Raw genomic sequence first — 17,938 nt, forward strand, 5'->3', positions numbered from 1 at the left:
CCACATACGGATGTCCTGTGCATCCTCATCGCTATTCAATCGACATGTTGTCCGATTAGCACCATGATTATCGGCGAATTCCAAGTGCCGCACGCTCATCGCAGCACCCCAGCCATGTCAAGGATGATCGGCGCGCTCACCGCAGCCATCGCCAGCCAGTCGAAGGCACCCATGCGAATCCGTGTGTGCGAGGTATGCGCCCCCTCACGTCCCAACCCCTTGGTCAGGGCGGCCACGGACAGGTCCTGAGCCACGGTCGTGGCGTTCATGAGCAGCGGGATGAGAATGTATTCCAACGACTGCGCCGGATGCCTCAGCAGCCCCCAGCCGCCCGCCGCGATGCCGCGCAGGGCCATCGCGTTGCGGATCTGACGGTAGTCCTCGGCGATGGTGGGGAAGAACCGGATCACCACCACACAGGGGATTACCACGGCCTCGGGCGCATGCATGCGCCGCATCGAGCAGATGAACTCGCTGGCCGACGTGGTGGCGAACGCGTAGGCGCCGGTGATGAAGCAGGGCAGCATCATGGCCAGACCCACGGCCAGCGCCGAAACCACATGCAGCCATGGCAGGCCGAGCGCGTCCGGGTCGAGTAGGCCCAGCGCCGTGAACACGGCATAGGTGATGGCGAAATTGAGCGTCGTCTTCCATCGTCCGGCCGCCGCCAGCGGGATGAGGAACAGGACGACCATGACGATCTGCGTGGTCAGCGCCACATGGAAGAACAGCATGAGATTGGCCGCGAGCAGCAGGAACAGCTTCGTGCGCGGGTCGAGCGTGGGCCGGCCGGCACGGTCGCCCCACGCAGTCCGACCGGCCTGCCCGGACCGGACGGCATACGCGAACGCCCCCGTCGCCGGTGTTCCCGACGGCCGTGAGGCGTTCGCTGAGGCATTGCTAGGGGCGGGCCGCATCAGACGATGCCGGCCTTGACGAAGTGCTTCCTGAGCATCCTCTGTCCGAACCAGCCGCCGAGGGCCGCGCAGACCAGGATCGCGCCCATCGCCAGGAAGAACGAGCCGGTGTTGATGTTGGCGAAGACGCCATCGATGTACGCCGCGTCCTTGCCGCGCGCCTGAAGGCTCGCCACGTAGGCGTCCTTCATGAACCACAGCGGCAGGATCGGGCCGGTCAGGCCGTAGGAGAAGACCACGTAGCTGACGAGCAGCAGCGCCTTGCTCTTGTACTTGCCGGCGCGCGCGATGAGGTCGGCGGCCACGGGGAAGACAATGCTGGCGATGAACGAGAGCACGAAGTGGCCGGAGACGAACAGGAACAGGCCGACCACCAGTCCCATGACGGTGATGCCGCCGAACTTGCCGAGACGGGCCGCGAGCAGCATGTACACGCAGCCGGAGATCAGCGCGGCCACGGCCGGCAGGAAGATCGAGCCGAAGCCGCCCATGACGAGGGTGCTCACGAGCGTGGCGATGCACACCATCACGAAGTACAGCGCCGCGAACACGCCGATGGTGATGAGGTCGGAGACCTGGAGTTTGCCGGGCTTGCCGGCTTCCGTCGCGGGCTGCGGTGTGGACTGCACGGTCTGGTTCGGGGTTTCTGCGGGCGTATTCGGTGAGGTCACGATGATTCCGTTTCGTATGAGTTCGCGTGGATGTTCGTATGAATGGATGATGGTCCTCTCGCCAATGTATCGGTGATTCAGGGGAAAGGCAATACCCAATTTTCCACCGGGCGCTTTCGGCCTGTCGCGCCGGATAGGGCTGTCAGGATGACTCGGGCTTGCGCAGGTCGATATGAATCGGGCGGGGCATGTTCCTCGTCGTGCACGGTGCGTCACGGATTCTGCGGCGTATCACGCTGCACGCGCACGACCACGCACGACCATGTAAAGACCATGTAGGACCACGCAGGAAGACCCGTCGTGCTGCTTTCAGAACAGGATCGTGGCGCGGAATCGACCATCCTCGGTTCGTCCCAGTTCCAGCGCGGCGCCCATCGCCTTGCATGCGGCTTCCGCGATGGACAGGCCCAGCCCCACGCCGGGCACTGCGCTGATGCGCGAGTTGGTGCCGCGATGGAACGGCTGCATGAGGTCGTCCAGATCGTCCGGCAGCGTCTCGTCGGTGGTGTTCGTCACGGTCAGGGCGATGGTTCCGCCGTGGGCCGTCATGCGAGGCACGGTGTCGCCGTCCGTTGTCTCGCCGCTGGTCGTCTTCCCGTTCCCGTCGGCATCCGTGCCGGCATCCGCATCGATGGCGATCTTAATCGAGCCGTCCTGCACGTTGTGCACCGCGGCGTTGCGGATCAGATTGCCCACTGCAAGCGCCAGCAACGACGGATTGACGGGCACCGTGACGGGACCGGCGGATGAGTCCGGGCGATCGACCTGCACGGTGACGCTGTGCTCCCGCACGTCCGCGCCGATATCCTCAAGCGCGGCATCCACGCAATCGTTCAGGTTCGCGGCGGCGGTGCCGTCCGTTATGGTGCGGTCGCCGATGACGCTGAGGCTGCTGCCACGATTGCCGCCATTGCCGGTACCATCTCCTGCGCCGCCGAACGCGCCGCTCTGGATGCGCGACAGCGTCAGCAACGCCTGCACCAAGGCCGCGCCGCGTCGGTTCGCGGCGAGCGCCCGGCGCACGGACGGTTCCACGTCCTTGGGGAACCGGCCTTGGGCGAGCGGCGCGTCGAGATTCGTCTCCACGGCGGCAATCGGCGTGCGCAGCTCATGCGAGGCGTTGGACACGAACCGGCGTTCGGCCTCGGAGGATGCCTGCACGCGGTCGAGCATGCCGTTGATCGACTCCACGAGCCGGTCGATGTCGTCATGGCCGGGCTTCACGTCGAGCCGCGCGCTCAGGTCGTCCGGCTGCAGCGCGGCCACCTGACGGTCCACGGCGGTCACGCGCCGGGAGAGCACCGTGCCGATGAACCATGCTGCCCCGACCGCGATCAGACCGAACAGGGCGAGCATCACGATCGACACCGTGCGCATCATGCCGGTCAGGGAGTCGGTGACGGCGTTCGCCGTGCTGAGGATCACGCCGTTGCTCTTATCGAGGATGAGCGGCTTGTCTTGGGAGGCGCCGGATTCGACGTCGTCCCATTCCTGCGTGTTCGCCGGGGAGTACAGCGTCGCCCCCTCAAGGTTGCCGCGCGTGCCCGAGTAGCAGGCCATGGGGATGTCGCCCGTCGGGGCGGCATCCGAATACTCCTTGCCCGTGGAGACGGAGACGCTGCCGTCATAGTTCATGCACAGCGACATCATCTCGTTCTGTCTGGCGGCGGTGCGGGTCACGATGATGTTCTGCGCGACGATCAACGCCGTCATCATTACGATGATCGTCAGCGCGACGGCCAAGGTCACCTTCGCGCGGAACGATGAGGGACGCAGACGGCGGGCCAGGACGGCGAGACGGTTGAGCAGGGGGCGGAGCCCCCGCATGCGGCCGCCCGCAGGGGAGGTCGGGGGAAGCGGTGTCATGACAGCCGGTATCCTTCCCCTCGCGTGGATTCGATGGCGTCGCGGTCGCCCAGCTTGCGGCGCAGCGAATAGATGGTGGTCTTGATCACGTCCGCCGGTTCGGCGGCGGTCGCATCGTCCCAGACCGTCTCGTACAGTTCCTGCACGCTCACGTACCCGCCGTCCGCGCGCATCAGTTCGAGCAACACGCCGTACTCCTTGGGCGTGAGTTTGACGAGCGTGCGGCCATGATTGCGGAAGACCAGCCGGCGCGTGGTGTCGAGCGTCAGGTCCCCGTGCGTCATGACCGCGGCCGTGGCGTCGGCCCGGCCGGCGCGACGCTGCAACGCGCGGATGCGGGCCAGCAATTCCGGATAGGCGAACGGCTTGGTCAGATAATCGTCCGCGCCGAGGTCGAGCCCGCTCACCCGGTCGCTCACCTCAGCGGCGGCCGTGAGCATGATCACCGCCACGGGCAGCCGGTTCGCGGCGATCGTGGCCATCACCGCGTCGCCCGAAAGCACCGGCAGATCACGGTCCAGGAGCACGATGTCGATGGTTTGCTCGGCAAGGGCCTGCAACGCCTCGGTACCGGTCGTGGCCATGCTCGTCGCGTACCCCTCGTAGCGCAGCGCGTCATCCAACGCGGCCGCCAGCTCACGGTCGTCCTCGACGATGAGAATCCTCATGATCCCGCCCTTTCCGCATGGTTCCGCCGGGCGAACCCTGCCGGAACCAGCCACGTCCATTATCCATCCGCCGTTACGTATCCATCGTCGCGGCACCACGGTAAGGCGAAAGTAAGGGTTTTTCCCACCATCGCGCCACCGGTCCGGAGGTGTCATGGAAGCGACGCCGCGATGATGCCGGATGCCGCAAGGGATACGACATCCGCGTCCGGCGCGTGGAACAGGAAGCGAGGGAGCAACCGATGAACACGGGAAACAGGTTCGCAAGCAATAGCGCAACGGCCGATGAGTCGCAGGCTTTGACAGCCGGCCGCTACTGCCGGGGCGCCCGGCCTTGCAGAACACTGCTGATGGTCGCCGCAGCCGCGACCTGCCTGATCGGGCTCGCCGGCTGCTCGGTCACCAGCGCCGGAGACGGCGGAACCGGCGGCCCGACGCCCGGGACCGATGTATCGGCCCCAGCGGGCACGTCATCGGACGGCATGGACGCCGACCCTGCCGCGAACCTCACCACGGCCGAACTGGAGACGATCGCCAAACGATTCACGGCCTGCCTGGTGGAGAAGGGCTTCGACGCGAAGGTGGTCGAAAGCAGCGCGCTGGCACCCAGCGGCTCTTTGGAGTCGGCCCCAAAAACCACCGTGGTGGTGCGACGGCTCGGCGCGGACGGTGCCCCCATCATCCCCGGGCCCGGCACGCAGATCAGCGGCGACTCCGACCCGCTCTACCCGGACGTGATGTACACCATCGTCTCCGAGCAGGAGGGAGCCTGGGTGGGATTCCGGAATTCCAAGGCGCTCGCCGGCTCGATCTACGGGGACAAGCAGGCCGACTATGCCGCCTGCGAACAGGCGAACCCGGACTTCGCGCAGCCGAACTATGCGAAGTCCGGCAGCACGTCCGGCGGATCGTCCAGTGGCACGACGGACTCCGACGCGCAGCAGATTCTGATCGATTTCGCCCGTCAGGCCCGCGCGGACGGATTCGGCTGGATGACCGACCCCTCGCCGGGCGAGGATAAGATCGTGGAGATCCCCTCGGATGTCTCCTATCAGGAGCTGCGACGCTTCTTCGACACCTATTCGGGCGACAAGTGGCCCACCCATGACGGCATCCCATTCGGCGTCGGCTGCACCGGCGAATGCGAGGCCTACAGCCGCATCAGCGACGAACGATTATCGTGACCGATGGCTTTGCGGGGCGTGACGGGCCGGGCGCCTCCGCAGGGCTTCCCGGCGCCTCCGCATACGGCGTGCCGACATCGGATCGACGTAAGCCGAAGGTAAGGCGATCGCCCACCGACACGCCACCGGTCGGACGGTTGGATGGACAACGACGACAACGGGCCAGACAACAGCCCGTACACACAACCCGAGAAGGAACCCATCATGCGCACTGCAATCGTTGTGCCGACCAGCCTGGACGACAATCGTACGAACAACCCATCATCAAGCGGCCGCCCGACCCGACCCGCCGGACGTCCAAGCGCCCGCGCAATCCGCCGTACGCTGGCCCTGACCCTCGCGTCCGGCCTGTGCATGGCCGCGCTCGCCGGCTGCTCCTCGCCGTTCGCCGCAAACGGCGGCGACGATACGGGCGTCACCGGTATCGATGCGTCCGCGAACGGCGGCGGCAATGCGACCGACGCCCTTCCCACCGATGCGACCGCCAAACGGTTCCTCTCCTGCCTGACCGGCAAGGGCTTCGATGCGCAGGCGACTGCGGCTCCCGGCGTGCCGGATGCGGAAGGCAAGGCGAAGGCGGCGACCTCCAAGAACATGGTCATGCTGCGCATGATCGACGCGAGCGGGCAGCCGGTCGCGGCAGGAGACGGCGGCACGAGCGTGAGCGCCGACGCCGGCACCCAGTCGTTGTACGCGAACGCCATGCTCACCTTCATCGACTACGGCGCCGTATGGGTGGCGTTCAAGGATGCCGCGGCGCTCGCCGGCTCGCCCTACGAGTCGAAGCAGCAGGAGTACGCGGACTGCGAGGCGAAGAACCCGGACTTCACGCAGCCGGCTCAGGACCTCGCCGCAGGCGCGCCCACCTACTCCGAGGAGGAGAGGCAGGCGGCGCTCGACTACGCCCGGAAGGCACGCGCCAAAGGCTTCGGTTGGGTCGCCGACCCGACCGGCGACGAGCCGACGACGATACTCATCCCCAAGACGGTTGGCGAGGAGGAGCTGCGACGCTTCCTCAAGGAATGCCCGGTCGGCGACGCACGCATCGCCTTCGGCTTCGACGGCGCGACCGAGGAATTCGGCTACGACTACATGAAGGTGCTGGACGAGGCAACCGGCGCGGTCTCGTGACGGTGCGCTCTTGTGCCGTCATGGGAAGCGCGATGCCGATGCGATACGCGCCCGATGCATACGACCCCTACCCATGAACCCCCTACCCATGTAACCCCGTATGAACCCGATATCAGCGCAATGACAGTGAAGGAGCCACGACCATGACACGGACGGAAACACGGCGGTTCTTCAAACGGCGCCGGACGGTCGCGATCGTCATCGCGCTGGTCGCGGTGGCCGCACTGGCCGCGACGGCCGCGACCATGAGACCGTGGACGCTCATCGGCCGGATGACGGCGGACGGGCATCTGTCCGCGCAATCAGTTGGGCAATCAGCCGGGTCCGCGCGGGCATCCACCCGGTCATCCGCGCGGAAGGTCGATGTGACCACGTTGCGCGCCCAGCCGGTCACCTCGGGCGTCCTCAACGCCGAGATCCGGCTCGGCGCCACCCTGACATACGACACGGCGTCCGACTTCGCCGAGGCGACCGGCATCATCACCCAGCTACCGGTGGCCGGCAAGCAGATCGGCACCGGCGAACAGGTGTACGAGATGGACGGCGTACCCGTGGTGCTCTTCCACGGCGAGCGCCCGTTCTGGCGCACGCTCGACACCGGCGTCACGGACGGGCCGGACGTGGCCCAATTGGAGCAGAACCTCGCCGAACTCGGCTACTTCTGGGGCGCGCCGGACAACCATTTCGACGGATACACCAAGGAGGCGGTCCGCCAATGGCAACGATGGTCGCTCGGCCTCGACGGGGACGTCGCCAGCGGCGTCTTCCAGCCGTCCAGCGTGGCCGTGGCCCCTGCGGCACCCATCCGCATCAAGACCGTGGCCGCCAAACTGGGGCAGACCAATGTGAGTCCGGCCACCTATACGGGCGTCACCCTGCACGCGCAGGCCACGATCACCGCCGGACAGGCCGCCACGTTCAAGGCCGGCGACAAGGCGAAGGTCGTCCTGCCGGACAACACCACCCTCGACACCACGCTCACCGCGGTTGATCAGGGAGGCCAGTCCTCAGGCGCGTCCACCGGACAATCCTCCGGCCAGTCCGCCGGCAAGGATGGGCAGGTCACCCAGCCTTCGGTGCGCATCGACTTCCCCGACCAGACGCAGGTGGCGAAATTCGGGCCCACGGCCGTCCAGATCATCGTGCCGAATGCCGACGCCTCGAATGAGGAGACGCTCATCGTGCCGGTCACCGCGCTCATCGCCTCCGCCGGCGACACGTACGCGGTCGAGGTGATCCGGGGCGACGCGCTCGAACGGGTGACGGTCGAGATCGGGCTGGTGGCCAACGCGCAGGTGCAGATCCTCAAGGCCGATGGCCTGAAGGTCGGAGACAGGGTGGTGATCTCATGATGCGGGGCGGTTCCGATTCCGACCGGGGCGGGGATGCGGGGCATCCGCCGTTGCTGACGTTGCGGCATGTGACCAAGGCGTTCGTCGGCAAGGACGGCTCGCCGCTGGAAATCCTGCACGACACGTCGCTGGCGATCGGCCGCGACGAACGGATCGCCATCGTGGGCCCGTCCGGCTCGGGCAAATCGACGCTGCTGTCACTGCTCGGCACGCTCGACATGCCCACCTCCGGCACGATCGCCTACGACGGTGCGGACGTGGCCTCCATGGGGGAGCGGCGTCGCAGCGCGTTGCGCGCCGAACACATCGGCTTCGTGTTCCAGCAGTTCCACCTCATCGCCACCGTCTCCGCCTTGGAGAACGTGATGACCGGCCTGCAGTACACCGCGTTGCCGCGCAGGGAGCGGCGCCGTCAGGCCGCTGAGGCGCTGGAGCGCGTGGGACTCGGCGAGCGCATGCACCACAGGCCCTCGCAACTGTCCGGCGGCGAGCAGCAGCGCGTGGCCATCGCCCGCGCACTGGCCAAACAGCCGGACATCATCTTCGCCGACGAGCCGACCGGCGCGCTCGACACCACCACCGGGCACGCAATCGTCGCCCTGCTGCTCGACGCAGCCGCCTCGGGGGCGTCTCTGGTGGTCGTCACGCACGACCCGAACGTGGCCGCGCGATTCCCCCGACGGCTCCACATCCAGGACGGCGTGGTCACGGAAACGGTCACGGAGGTGGTCGCATGAGCGGGCCGGACCATCGCATGGAACAGTCTGCGGGCATGCCGGCCGATGCGTGCAGGGCGACGGCAGCGCGCAAGCCGCTCGGCGCACGCGTTCTCGACCTGCTGCGGACGGCGTGGATCGGGGCGATTGGCCGCGTCTCACGCACGATCCTGGCATCCCTGGGCATCGCGCTGGGAGTCGCCGCCTATGTGGCGCTCTCCGGCATCGCCGCCTCCAATCAGACGGCCCTGCTCGCCCGGCTCGACGCGCTCGGCGCGAACCTGCAGGTCGTCACCCCCGGTCAGGATTCCAGCGGACAGCCTGTGCCGCTGCCCGAATACGCGCCCGAAACCATCGCCCGGCAGCGCGCCGTCGAACGGGTGGGCGTGTTCCTCACCGCGCCGGACGGAGCGCAGGTGTTCAAAAACGAGCTCGTGCCCTCCACCAACGGCAACGCCCTCGCCGTGGCGGTCATGCGCCCAGGCGCGCTCGATGCGGTCGGCGTCGGCATCGCCCAAGGCCACGGCATCGACCGGAACAACGAGCAGCTGCCGGTCGCGGTGCTCGGTTCCGAGGCAGCCTACCGGCTTGGCGTCAACGAACCGGGCGACCGCGTGCTCATCGACAACAGCTGGTACGGGGTCATCGGCATCCTCGAGGCCGCGCCGCAGGCGCAGGACATCGACTCGTCGGTCCTCATCGGCGCCGACTGCGCGCTCGCGCACTATGCGGACCAAGCCGACGTCATAGGCCGAATCAGCCGGATCTACGTGCGCACCCGCCCTGGCAATGCGGAGGCGTTGCGGCGCATGATCGCCCACGCGGCCAACCTCTCCGGCGGCAACGTGTCCGTGACCGCGTCGGCCAACCTCTCCGAGGCGCGCAACACCACCAACGACTCGCTGACCGCGCTTGGCCTCATGATCGGCGTGATCGCTCTGGCGGTGGGCGGCATGAGCATCGCCAACATGATGATCGTCACCGTGATGGAGCGACGCGGCGAAATCGGCCTGAGACGCGCGCTGGGCGCCACACGCGGGTCGATCCGCATGCAGTTCGTCACCGAGGCGGCGATGCTGTCGGCCATCGGCGGGCTGGTCGGTGTGGCGGTCGGCGCGGGCACGGCCATAGGCGTGGCCGCCGGCACCGGCCAGCCGCCTGCCCTCGACTGGACCGGCCTGCCGCTCGCATGGGCCGCTACCGTCCTGGTCGGCATCCTTGCCGGCCTCTACCCGGCCTCCCGCGCCGCACGCCTCACCCCCACCGAAGCCCTGCGCGGGGAATAGGCGCGGACGGGGCTACGGAGAGGCGTTCGCGAGGCGACGCTCCCGTGCATGTGCTAGCGTCGATACGTTGCGATCGGCGGGACGATAAGGAGATGCATGGGCGACATCAGGCGTGAGATGGAACGTCTGCGGCCGGTCTACGAGACCGGAGTGCTCCGGTTGCTGCTACGCCAGAACGCGATGCTCTACGTGGCGTTGCTGCGCGCCGCCTTCGACCCGCTGACCGGCGAACTGCCGCGTGAGACCGTGGAGGAGCGCTTCGCGCACAGCCTCGAACTGCTGGAACGGAACGGCGACTACGTGCTGCGCGACGACTCGTACGGCGAGGCCGCCCACCGCATCCTCGTGGACCTGAGCCGGGAGGGCGAAGGCGACTACGCATGGCTCGCCAACTCGCATGACGCCGCATCCCACCGGTTCCTCTACCGGCTCACCGCCCGCGCCCATCGCGCCATCGAGGCGCTGGGACGTCTGGAGGACGAATCCCGCACGCTGTCGGGCGCGCAGGCCAATTCGATCATCATGGAGATCGAGCATGCGCGCATGCAGTTGACCGCCGACCCGGGCGAGCGGGTCAAGCTCCTCAATGAGGAGATCAAGGAGCGCCGCCACGAGATCAAACGCATCCAACAGGGCCAACAGCACGCCGCGCTGAGCGAGGCGCAGGTCCACGACGTCATCGCCGTGATCCACAACACGTTGCGCGGCGTACCCATCGATCTGCGTGAACTCGTGCTCACCGAACGGGACAACGGCGATGCGCTGCGCCGTCGCATGCAGGCCAGCGACATGAGCGTGGACGAGATCCTCACCGCCTACCATGACGAATACCGGCGTCTGTTCCACGAATCGGATTCCGGCCGACGCTTCGAGGACGCCTTCCAGGTGATCATCACCGACGAGGGCCGGAAGCAGATCGACGACGCGCTGCGCGACATCGCACGCACCCCGTATCTGGCCGGCGAGTCGAGCGCGCTGCTCGATCAGATCCGTGACGAACTCGCCCGCATCTACGTGGGCCTCGAATCGGTGCGCAGCCAGATGCGCGTCTCCGACGAGGCCGTCAGCCGACTCGTGCGCCAGCAGACCGACACACGCTACCGCACGATGCTCGGCACCCTCAACCGGCTGTTCGTACGACTCAACGCCGACGCGCGGGAGCACCCGTCGGACGCCGCCCGCCCGTACCCGACCGGCAGTGCGGGCGCGCAGTTCGCCGCCCTGCCCACCCGTCCGGCACGCACGATGGCTCGGGCCGCCACTCCAGGACTCGCCGATGAGACGTCCCTTGACGCCCTGGACGTCGCGCCCATCGATCTCAAGGCCCTGATCAGCGGCGGTGGCCCCCGCGTCAGGCGCATGGCCGGACTCATCCGACGCGATCCGGTGATGTTCCCGGACGGGCGTATCGACGTGGTCTCCAGCTTCAACCGTCTGCCCGAGCGCGAACGCCGTGAAAGCGAGATCGTCGGCCTGCTCGGCGCCGTCCAAGGCGCCGGCGGACTGCTCGACGGAGCGGATGGCGGCATGCGCGGCAACCGGGGCGACGGCGTCAACGGCGTGATTTGGCACTGCATCTCGCTCGACGGCAGCCCCCGGGACTGGGTCACGCGCCCGGTGGCCGCCGACCGCGACGAACTGGATGCGATGACGAGGCAAGGATGAGCGTGGAAACGGGAACGATGAACGACAGGGAAAATATGGACGATACGAACGACATGGCACGGCATCCCGGAGAGAACGTCGAGCAGCTCAGGCCCTCCGGGGCATACGGGTCGAACGAACCGCATGATACGGACGTCTCATACGCGACGGACGAGCCACACGATGCGGACACCGGCGACACCGAAGGCGCGGTCAACCCATACGCCCTGTTCGAGGGCGACAGCGGCGACATGACCGCCGACGCGCGCCGGGCCGCAATCGCGCTCAAACGCGAGCGCTACATCTCCGGCGACCTCTACGACACCGTGCTCGACAACCGGGCCGCCGTGGTCCGTTCGCTCAACAACGACCTGCTCGAACTCGTGGTCAACGAACGTTACCGCATCATGATCGCCATGCCCGTGGCCGACTCCGACGTTACGCTGCGCGCGCTCAAGACCCGCACGAGCCTCAAACGCGAGGAGGCGGCGTTGCTCGCCTTCCTGCGCATCCGCGTGCTCGAATACGAGAACGCGCACGAGGGGGAGGACGACTGGCTGGTCAGCTTCGAGGAGATCAGGGCGGCGCTCGCCACCGGTACCGGCTACCTCGCCTCCCGCAACGACGAGGAGGGCGTGCTCAAACAGGTGGGGGCCGTGGTCTCCGCGATGTGCACCTACGGGTATCTCGACCATCTGGCCGAGGACGAGACGATGTACCGCATCACGCCGCTCGTGCCGGTGGTGCTCGACCGCGAGCTGGCCGACGTGTGGCTGGACGCGGCCGACGCCGCGGTGCGGGACGAGGACGGACGGGATGTCCGGGACGGTACCGGCGATGGCTCCGACGGATACGATGCCGAGGGGCTTGGTGCGGGCCGGTCCGCGGCCGATGCGGAGACGAACGCCACGGATGCGGGCGATGCGCCCGACGAACGCCGGTACGCCGAGCCGCTCTTCGGCGACACGACGGACGAGTCCGACGATGGGAACGCCACCGACGCCGCCGGCAACGCGGCGGGCGAAACGGAAGGGGAGTGATATGGCCAAGGACCTGCAGATGATCGCCGACCGGTGGATGATGGAAAGCCGTCAGCTGGTCAACTGGGGATCGTACGAGGGCTACCACGAGTTCCGTCCGTCCATGGACCGCGACCTGCCGGTGACGCTGCTCGCCGGCGCCAGCGAATCCGGCAAATCCACGCTGGTGGACGCGCAGATCTCACTGCTGTACCCGACCGGCACCCCGTTCAACAAGGCTTCGAATTCGGGCCGTTCGGAGCGCAGTGACTACACGTACCTGCTCGGCATGGTCGGCGTGGGCAACACCGGCGACGGCGACCGGCCGATCTACCTGCGCGGCCGCGACCGCGCAACCGGCGCGCCGCAGGCCGTCTGGGGCGCGATCGTGGACACCTACCGCAACGCGACCGATGGCGCGACCCTGTCGTGCGGCAAGTTCCTGTACCTCATGCCCGGCGACGAGAAGAACGCCGTACGCCGCCAGTACGCGGTCTGGGACCAGCGGATCGACCCGCGCGCCATGGACCGCTACCGCGACGCGCCGTTCACGCCGACGCAGCTCAAGGCCGCATACCCACAATGCCTCACGTTCCCCAGCGCCGAGGCGTTCCACGAGCACATCTGGGCCGTCATGGGCCTGAGCGCCGAAGCATGCCGTCTGCTCGCCAAAATCCAGTCCGCTGACGCGCCCTCCCGGCTCGACGACATCTTCAAGCAGGGCGTGCTCGGCGTGCCGGAGGCCCTCGAACTGGCCCGCACCACCATCGAGGACTACGAACGCTACGACCAGAACTTCCACGCCATGGAGGAGAAGACCCGCCGGATGAACGCCCTGCGCGGCATCCGCGAGGCTTATGACGCATGGGCCGAGGCGCGTGGCAAGGCGCTCGCCTTCGACCCGGTCAGACCGGCCGACGGCGCGGTGCCTCAGATCTTGCGCGACTGGGCGACGGCCCGTATGGCCGAGGAGGTAGCCAGGCAGCTGCCGATCGACCGCGCCGAACAGGGGGACCGGGATGGCGAGGCCAAGTCCGCCCGCCGCCGTGCCGAGAGCCTGCGGTCCCGCCTCGACCTGATTCGCGCCCAGATGCAGGGATTGGATGGCGGGAACCTGACCCGCCTCGACATGGAACTCGAGCAGGCCCGCAGGACCCTGGACGACGTCGAAGCCACCCGCACGCGCATCGAACAGACGTTCGCATCTATCGGGGAGCAGCTGCCCGACACCGAAGAGGCGTGGAACGAACGACGCCTGGACGCCGTGAACTTCAAACGTGGATACGACGAGCACGCCGATGCATGCGAGGAATCCCTCACCGCGGCCATCAACGCCCGAGCCGACGCCCGTACGGCGATCGAACGGGCCCAGCGCGACTTCGACCGGCAACAATCCCAGCGCACCCGCATCTCCCAGCAGATGGACGAGACCCGGGCCATGCTCTGCCGCGCCACCGGACTGACCGCAGCCGAACTGCCCTACGTCGCCGAACTCATGGACGTGCGCGAGGATCAGGAACGCTGGCGTCTGGCCATGAACGTGGCCTACGCACCCATCGCCCAGACCATTCTGGTGGACAAGCGCCACGAGCGGGGCTTCGCCGCCAAGGTCAGCACCATCGACCCGCACGCGATGACCCGCCGCACCTGGCAGTTCATCGACACCACGCATGACTACGAGGTGGACGGCCGCGCGCGCACCGGAGCCGACGGTGCGGGGGACAACGGAAACGGGCATGCCTCATCCGATGATGCGGATTGGCTGTCCGGCAAACTGCGCTACCGCGAGGACTCGCCGTTCATCGGATGGCTGCGTATGCAGACCTGCTCCGAACGGCTCGACGCACGGTGCGTCGACGCCATCGACGACACGGACCGCGACACCCGTCAGGTGCAGGCGGACGGCCAGATCAAATCCGGCTCGCGCGGACAGCACGGCATCAAGGACCGCGCGCAGGTCATCGGATTCGCCAACGAGTCCTCCCTCGACGCGCTCAACCGACGTATCAAGGACGCGCAGGCGGCCCTTCAGGAGGCGGAACACGACTACACGGCCGCCAAGACGCAGTCCGACAACCTGCATCGCGGACTCGAACTGGCCAACCAGCTCGCCTACACCTCATGGGAACGCATCGACGTGGCCGGCGCGCGCAAGGCCATCGAGGACACGCAGAACGCCATCGACGCCATCGTCAAGGACCCCAAGCTCGCCGAACTCACCCGGCAGCGTGACGAGCTGAACGACGAGCTCGACCGAATCGAACGCCGCCGCATCGAGGCGGAACGCGACGCCGCCTTCGCCGGACAGGCCGTGGACGCGGCCGTGCTATGGCTGCGCGACCACACGGGCGCGAACGCAGACACAGCCGCAGGGTCAGGCACAGGCGTGGGCAAGGCCGAGCGCGCCGACGCCCTGCCCGAGGACGTCCTTGCCGCGCTCGCGGAATCGTACGAGAACAAGTTCTCCGGCATGACGGATGCGGCGATTCGGGCCCATATGATCATCGGCGCGGGTGCGGCGACGAGCACGGGTGCAGTCGCGAGCGCGCCAGGTTCCATAACGCCGCAGACGAGTTTCACGGACCGGGTCATCGCGGGAATCGGCAAGGACGTGGCGGCGCACGTCGCCCTGCTGGAGAGCCAGGCCGACGCCAAGCGCACCGCCGTCGAATCGCGCATGGGCACCTACGTCGGCCTGTATGCGGCCGATGACGATGCGCTGACCGCCAGCGTGGCGGACTACCGGTACTATCTCGATGAGCTCGACAGCCTGACGCGGCTGTCCGCCGTCGCGGCCACGGACGCCGAATACCGGCGGTGCCTCGACCAGCTGCTGATGAGCCTGCTGACCATCAAGCGCGCCATTGACACGGACGCCGGCGACATCCTCGACCAGCTCGATCGCATCAACGCGATGCTGGACGGGCAGACCTTCGGCCCGCGGCACGGCAGTCTGTCGCTGCATGCGGACGTGCGCCGTCCGGACCGTGCCTTCGCGGCCGGGTTGCAGCGCGCCATCCGCCTGCTCAACGACTGGAAGGGCGGCGGCGACGGTCGGCAGGGCGATATCGGGGAATCCCGCCGGACGTTCGCCGCGTGCGCCCCGATCATCGAACTGCTGCGCCGCGAACTCGCCCAGGTCAAGGACGTCAACGGCATCCGCAGCTACGGCGCGCGCAACCTCGACCCGCGCTGCCGCTCCTCGTTCTACGCCGTCGTGCATCACGAGGACGGGCCGGACGAACGCATCACCTCCACCGGCGGGCGTTCGGGCGGCGCCCTGCAGGAGCTCACCTCGTTCGTCTACGGCGCGGCGCTCATCTACCTGCTCGGCGGCGGCATGGAGAACCGGCTCAAACCCAGCTACACCACGCTGTTCCTCGACGAGGCGCTCATCAAGGCCGACGGCCGCTACACGCAGCGCGCGCTGAGCGTGCTGCCGCGACTCGGCTTCCAGGTGATCGTCTCCGCCCCCGAAAGCAAGACCGGCGAGATCCTCGAGGTCTCCACCAAGGCCTACGTGACCCGCAAGGACCCCGACACAGGGCTGACCTCGCTCGCCGAAGCCACATGGGGCGACTACGCCGACGCCTTGGAGGAGCGCGTCGACGACTGATCGGTTGATTGTCCAACGGATGTGGGGTGATGGAAACCATGGCCAGAGCAGCAACGAACGCACCGGTGACGGTGGTGCCGGGCGGGGACGCCTATCTCAACGGGGAACGCGTCAAGGAACTGTGTGCCGCGGCGCTCAAGGCCCGGCCCGACGCGGAACTCATCGAACTGGACGCCACCACGGCGGACCGGTACGCCTTCGACGAGGCGGTCAGCCCGTCGCTGCTCGCGGACGTGGCCGTGGTCAAGCTCACGAACCTGCAGAACGCGGACGACCGGCTCGCCGAGGCGCTGGTGGACTACACCAAGGAGGCGCTGAAGGACCCCGCCGGCTCCAGCGTGGTGATCTGCCAGCATGAGGGCGGCGTGAAGGGCAAGCGCGTCCTCGACCAACTCGTCAAGGCGGGCGCCCGCAAAGAGGAGGTGCCCGACCTCAAGAAGCCGGACGCCCAGCTCAACTTCGTTATCGCACAGTTCGAGAAACGTGGCCGGCGCGTGGAGCCGATGGCCGCCCAACAGCTCGTCTCCGTGCTGGGCGGCAGGACCGGAGAACTGGCCGCCATGTGCGAACAACTGTGCTTCGACTTCGACGACGACCCCATCGGTCTGGACCGTGTGAACCAGTATCTGACGGCCAACCCGCAGGTCACCGGCTTCGCCGTGGCCGACAAGGCCGTGGAGGGTCGGACCGCTGAAGCCATCGTGATGATGCGCTCCGCCGTCGAGCAGGGCACGGACCCGATCGCGCTCATCGGCGCGCTTGCGATGAAGCTGCGCACCCTCGCCAAGGCGTCCGCCGTGAAGTCCGGCACGATCTCGCAAGCCGAGGCAAAGACGAACCCCTGGGTGCTGCGCAACGCGATGAGACAGCTCGGCGGATGGACCTCGCCGGGATTGTCCCACTGCATCCGCATGCTCGCCTGGGCGGATGAGCAGAGCAAGTCGAACGGCGGCGATCCGCTGTATGCGCTGGAACGCTGCATCGAGGACATCAGCCGCAAGGGGCGATGATGGCCGACGGACGGACGGTCGCTTCCGAGGCCGTCCGCCGGCTGTCCGGGGCGAGCCGGAACGGGTGTGCCGGCGGGAGTCGAGCCGAATGGAACATCCGTTCGATACGATGTCGTGCCGTGCCGGTTTCGCATCGGCGACGCGGCGGCATAGGGCATACATATGGCATAACGGGATACATCGGAGCACATGACGTAACGGTTGGGAAGGAGTATGGAATATGAGCGAAACAACCACGGTGACGGTGCCGACCGGCGAGGACATGCAGGCGTTGGGACGCCGCGTGGCGGGTCTGGTGCGTGGCGGCGACGTGCTGCTGCTGTCCGGTCCGCTGGGCGCCGGCAAGACCACGTTCGCGCAGGGCTTCGGCGCAGGCCTCGCCATCGGGGAGCCCATCGTCTCGCCGACCTTCACCATCGCCCGTGAACTGGATGGCAGGTTCCCGGACGGCACGCCCGCGCATCTGGTGCATGTGGACGCCTACCGGCTCGGCGGCGCATCCTACGCGCCCGGTCAGGACGCGGTCGGTCGTCTGTTGGACGAGCTCGAATCGCTGGGATTGGACGAGGAGCTGGAGGACCCCGGCGAGCACACGGTGGTACTCATGGAGTGGGGCGAGCAGATGGCCACGGCCCTGGCCCCCGAACGTCTCGAGATTCATATCGAGCGCCCGCTGGAGGCGGCCCGCGCGGTCGACGAGGACGGCGAACTGACCGGTGACGGCGACCGCATCGTGCGGTTCGTCCCGGTCGGCGCGCGCTGGGCGTCGTTCTCGCTGTAGCCGGCATTCGCCGGTCTCGGCTCTTGCCACAAGGAACTGGGGAGGTGTGGCGAGATGCACATCTCCTCGTTTCCCGT

At 67.6% G+C, this 17,938-nt stretch carries 14 protein-coding genes; 10 read left to right on the forward strand and 4 right to left on the reverse strand.

Translation table 11 applies throughout. From position 1 onward, the window contains the following. Nucleotides 1-95 precede the first annotated feature (95 nt). From BMYO_RS10255 to BMYO_RS10270, 4 genes are all read right to left on the reverse strand, one after another. Complete coding sequence (locus tag BMYO_RS10255) at nucleotides 96-917, reverse strand: energy-coupling factor transporter transmembrane component T (RefSeq protein WP_094668368.1); 822 nt, start codon at nucleotides 915-917, stop codon at nucleotides 96-98. After that, complete coding sequence (locus BMYO_RS10260; RefSeq protein ID WP_094668369.1) at nucleotides 917-1,588, reverse strand: MptD family putative ECF transporter S component; 672 nt, start codon at nucleotides 1,586-1,588, stop codon at nucleotides 917-919. The genes BMYO_RS10255 and BMYO_RS10260 overlap by 1 nt, the downstream gene beginning before the upstream one ends. A 309-nt stretch (nucleotides 1,589-1,897) precedes the next feature. Next, nucleotides 1,898-3,454 (reverse strand): sensor histidine kinase, encoded by a 1,557-nt coding sequence (locus BMYO_RS10265; protein ID WP_094668370.1) that lies wholly within the window; start codon nucleotides 3,452-3,454, stop codon nucleotides 1,898-1,900. After that, a complete protein-coding gene (locus BMYO_RS10270; protein ID WP_094668371.1) occupies nucleotides 3,451-4,122 on the reverse strand; it encodes a response regulator transcription factor in 672 nt (223 codons plus the stop codon). Before BMYO_RS10270 ends, BMYO_RS10265 begins: the two co-directional genes overlap by 4 nt. A gap of 350 nt (nucleotides 4,123-4,472) precedes the next feature. Here BMYO_RS10270 and BMYO_RS10275 point away from each other — a divergent pair, with 350 nt between their 5' ends. From BMYO_RS10275 to tsaE, 10 genes are all read left to right on the forward strand, one after another. Next, nucleotides 4,473-5,306, forward strand: coding sequence for a hypothetical protein (locus BMYO_RS10275; protein WP_094668372.1), 834 nt, complete (start codon nucleotides 4,473-4,475; stop codon nucleotides 5,304-5,306). Nucleotides 5,307-5,510: 204 nt separating this feature from the next. Continuing rightward, nucleotides 5,511-6,437, forward strand: a complete 927-nt coding sequence (locus BMYO_RS10280; protein WP_094668373.1) for a hypothetical protein — start codon at nucleotides 5,511-5,513, stop codon at nucleotides 6,435-6,437. Nucleotides 6,438-6,580: 143 nt separating this feature from the next. Next, nucleotides 6,581-7,789 carry a peptidoglycan-binding domain-containing protein gene (locus BMYO_RS10285; RefSeq protein WP_094668374.1) on the forward strand — a complete coding sequence of 403 codons (1,209 nt, stop codon included), beginning with the start codon at nucleotides 6,581-6,583 and terminating at the stop codon, nucleotides 7,787-7,789. Then, entirely contained in the window at nucleotides 7,786-8,526 is a 741-nt protein-coding gene (locus BMYO_RS10290) for an ABC transporter ATP-binding protein (protein WP_233428261.1), read from the forward strand. The genes BMYO_RS10285 and BMYO_RS10290 overlap by 4 nt, the downstream gene beginning before the upstream one ends. Further along, a complete protein-coding gene (locus BMYO_RS10295) occupies nucleotides 8,523-9,791 on the forward strand; it encodes an ABC transporter permease (RefSeq protein ID WP_094668375.1) in 1,269 nt (422 codons plus the stop codon). The genes BMYO_RS10290 and BMYO_RS10295 overlap by 4 nt, the downstream gene beginning before the upstream one ends. 96 nt (nucleotides 9,792-9,887) lie before the next feature. Then, nucleotides 9,888-11,456, forward strand: a complete 1,569-nt coding sequence (locus BMYO_RS10300) for a DUF3375 family protein (RefSeq protein WP_094668376.1) — start codon at nucleotides 9,888-9,890, stop codon at nucleotides 11,454-11,456. A gap of 17 nt (nucleotides 11,457-11,473) precedes the next feature. Beyond that, nucleotides 11,474-12,475, forward strand: a complete 1,002-nt coding sequence (locus tag BMYO_RS10305) for a DUF4194 domain-containing protein (protein ID WP_233428262.1) — start codon at nucleotides 11,474-11,476, stop codon at nucleotides 12,473-12,475. Between the two features lies 1 nt (nucleotide 12,476). Beyond that, nucleotides 12,477-16,070: an ATP-binding protein gene (locus tag BMYO_RS10310; RefSeq protein WP_094668377.1), complete on the forward strand. Its 3,594-nt coding sequence runs from the start codon at nucleotides 12,477-12,479 to the stop codon at nucleotides 16,068-16,070. Between the two features lie 38 nt (nucleotides 16,071-16,108). Beyond that, entirely contained in the window at nucleotides 16,109-17,080 is a 972-nt protein-coding gene (gene holA, locus BMYO_RS10315) for a DNA polymerase III subunit delta (RefSeq protein WP_094668400.1), read from the forward strand. A 220-nt stretch (nucleotides 17,081-17,300) separates the two neighbouring features. Then, the gene (tsaE, locus tag BMYO_RS10320) at nucleotides 17,301-17,861 is read left to right on the forward strand and encodes a tRNA (adenosine(37)-N6)-threonylcarbamoyltransferase complex ATPase subunit type 1 TsaE (protein ID WP_094668378.1); all 561 of its coding nucleotides are present in this window, start codon (nucleotides 17,301-17,303) and stop codon (nucleotides 17,859-17,861) included. Nucleotides 17,862-17,938: the final 77 nt, after the last annotated feature.

Origin of the sequence: Bifidobacterium myosotis (assembly GCF_002259745.1) — a bacterium.
Taxonomy (GTDB): Bacteria; Actinomycetota; Actinomycetes; order Actinomycetales; family Bifidobacteriaceae; genus Bifidobacterium; species Bifidobacterium myosotis.

Excerpts from the sequence above, each read along its gene's own strand:
- BMYO_RS10290 (WP_233428261.1), top strand. The coding sequence starts at position 7,786 with ATGATGCGGGGCGGTTCCGATTCCGACCGGGGCGGGGATGCGGGGCAT.
- tsaE (WP_094668378.1), top strand. The coding sequence starts at position 17,301 with ATGAGCGAAACAACCACGGTGACGGTGCCGACCGGCGAGGACATGCAG.
- BMYO_RS10285 (WP_094668374.1), top strand. The coding sequence starts at position 6,581 with ATGACACGGACGGAAACACGGCGGTTCTTCAAACGGCGCCGGACGGTC.
- BMYO_RS10280 (WP_094668373.1), top strand. The coding sequence starts at position 5,511 with ATGCGCACTGCAATCGTTGTGCCGACCAGCCTGGACGACAATCGTACG.
- BMYO_RS10265 (WP_094668370.1), bottom strand. The coding sequence starts at position 3,454 with ATGACACCGCTTCCCCCGACCTCCCCTGCGGGCGGCCGCATGCGGGGG.
- BMYO_RS10270 (WP_094668371.1), bottom strand. The coding sequence starts at position 4,122 with ATGAGGATTCTCATCGTCGAGGACGACCGTGAGCTGGCGGCCGCGTTG.
- holA (WP_094668400.1), top strand. The coding sequence starts at position 16,109 with ATGGCCAGAGCAGCAACGAACGCACCGGTGACGGTGGTGCCGGGCGGG.
- BMYO_RS10255 (WP_094668368.1), bottom strand. The coding sequence starts at position 917 with ATGCGGCCCGCCCCTAGCAATGCCTCAGCGAACGCCTCACGGCCGTCG.
- BMYO_RS10310 (WP_094668377.1), top strand. The coding sequence starts at position 12,477 with ATGGCCAAGGACCTGCAGATGATCGCCGACCGGTGGATGATGGAAAGC.
- BMYO_RS10295 (WP_094668375.1), top strand. The coding sequence starts at position 8,523 with ATGAGCGGGCCGGACCATCGCATGGAACAGTCTGCGGGCATGCCGGCC.
- BMYO_RS10300 (WP_094668376.1), top strand. The coding sequence starts at position 9,888 with ATGGGCGACATCAGGCGTGAGATGGAACGTCTGCGGCCGGTCTACGAG.
- BMYO_RS10305 (WP_233428262.1), top strand. The coding sequence starts at position 11,474 with ATGAACGACAGGGAAAATATGGACGATACGAACGACATGGCACGGCAT.
- BMYO_RS10275 (WP_094668372.1), top strand. The coding sequence starts at position 4,473 with ATGGTCGCCGCAGCCGCGACCTGCCTGATCGGGCTCGCCGGCTGCTCG.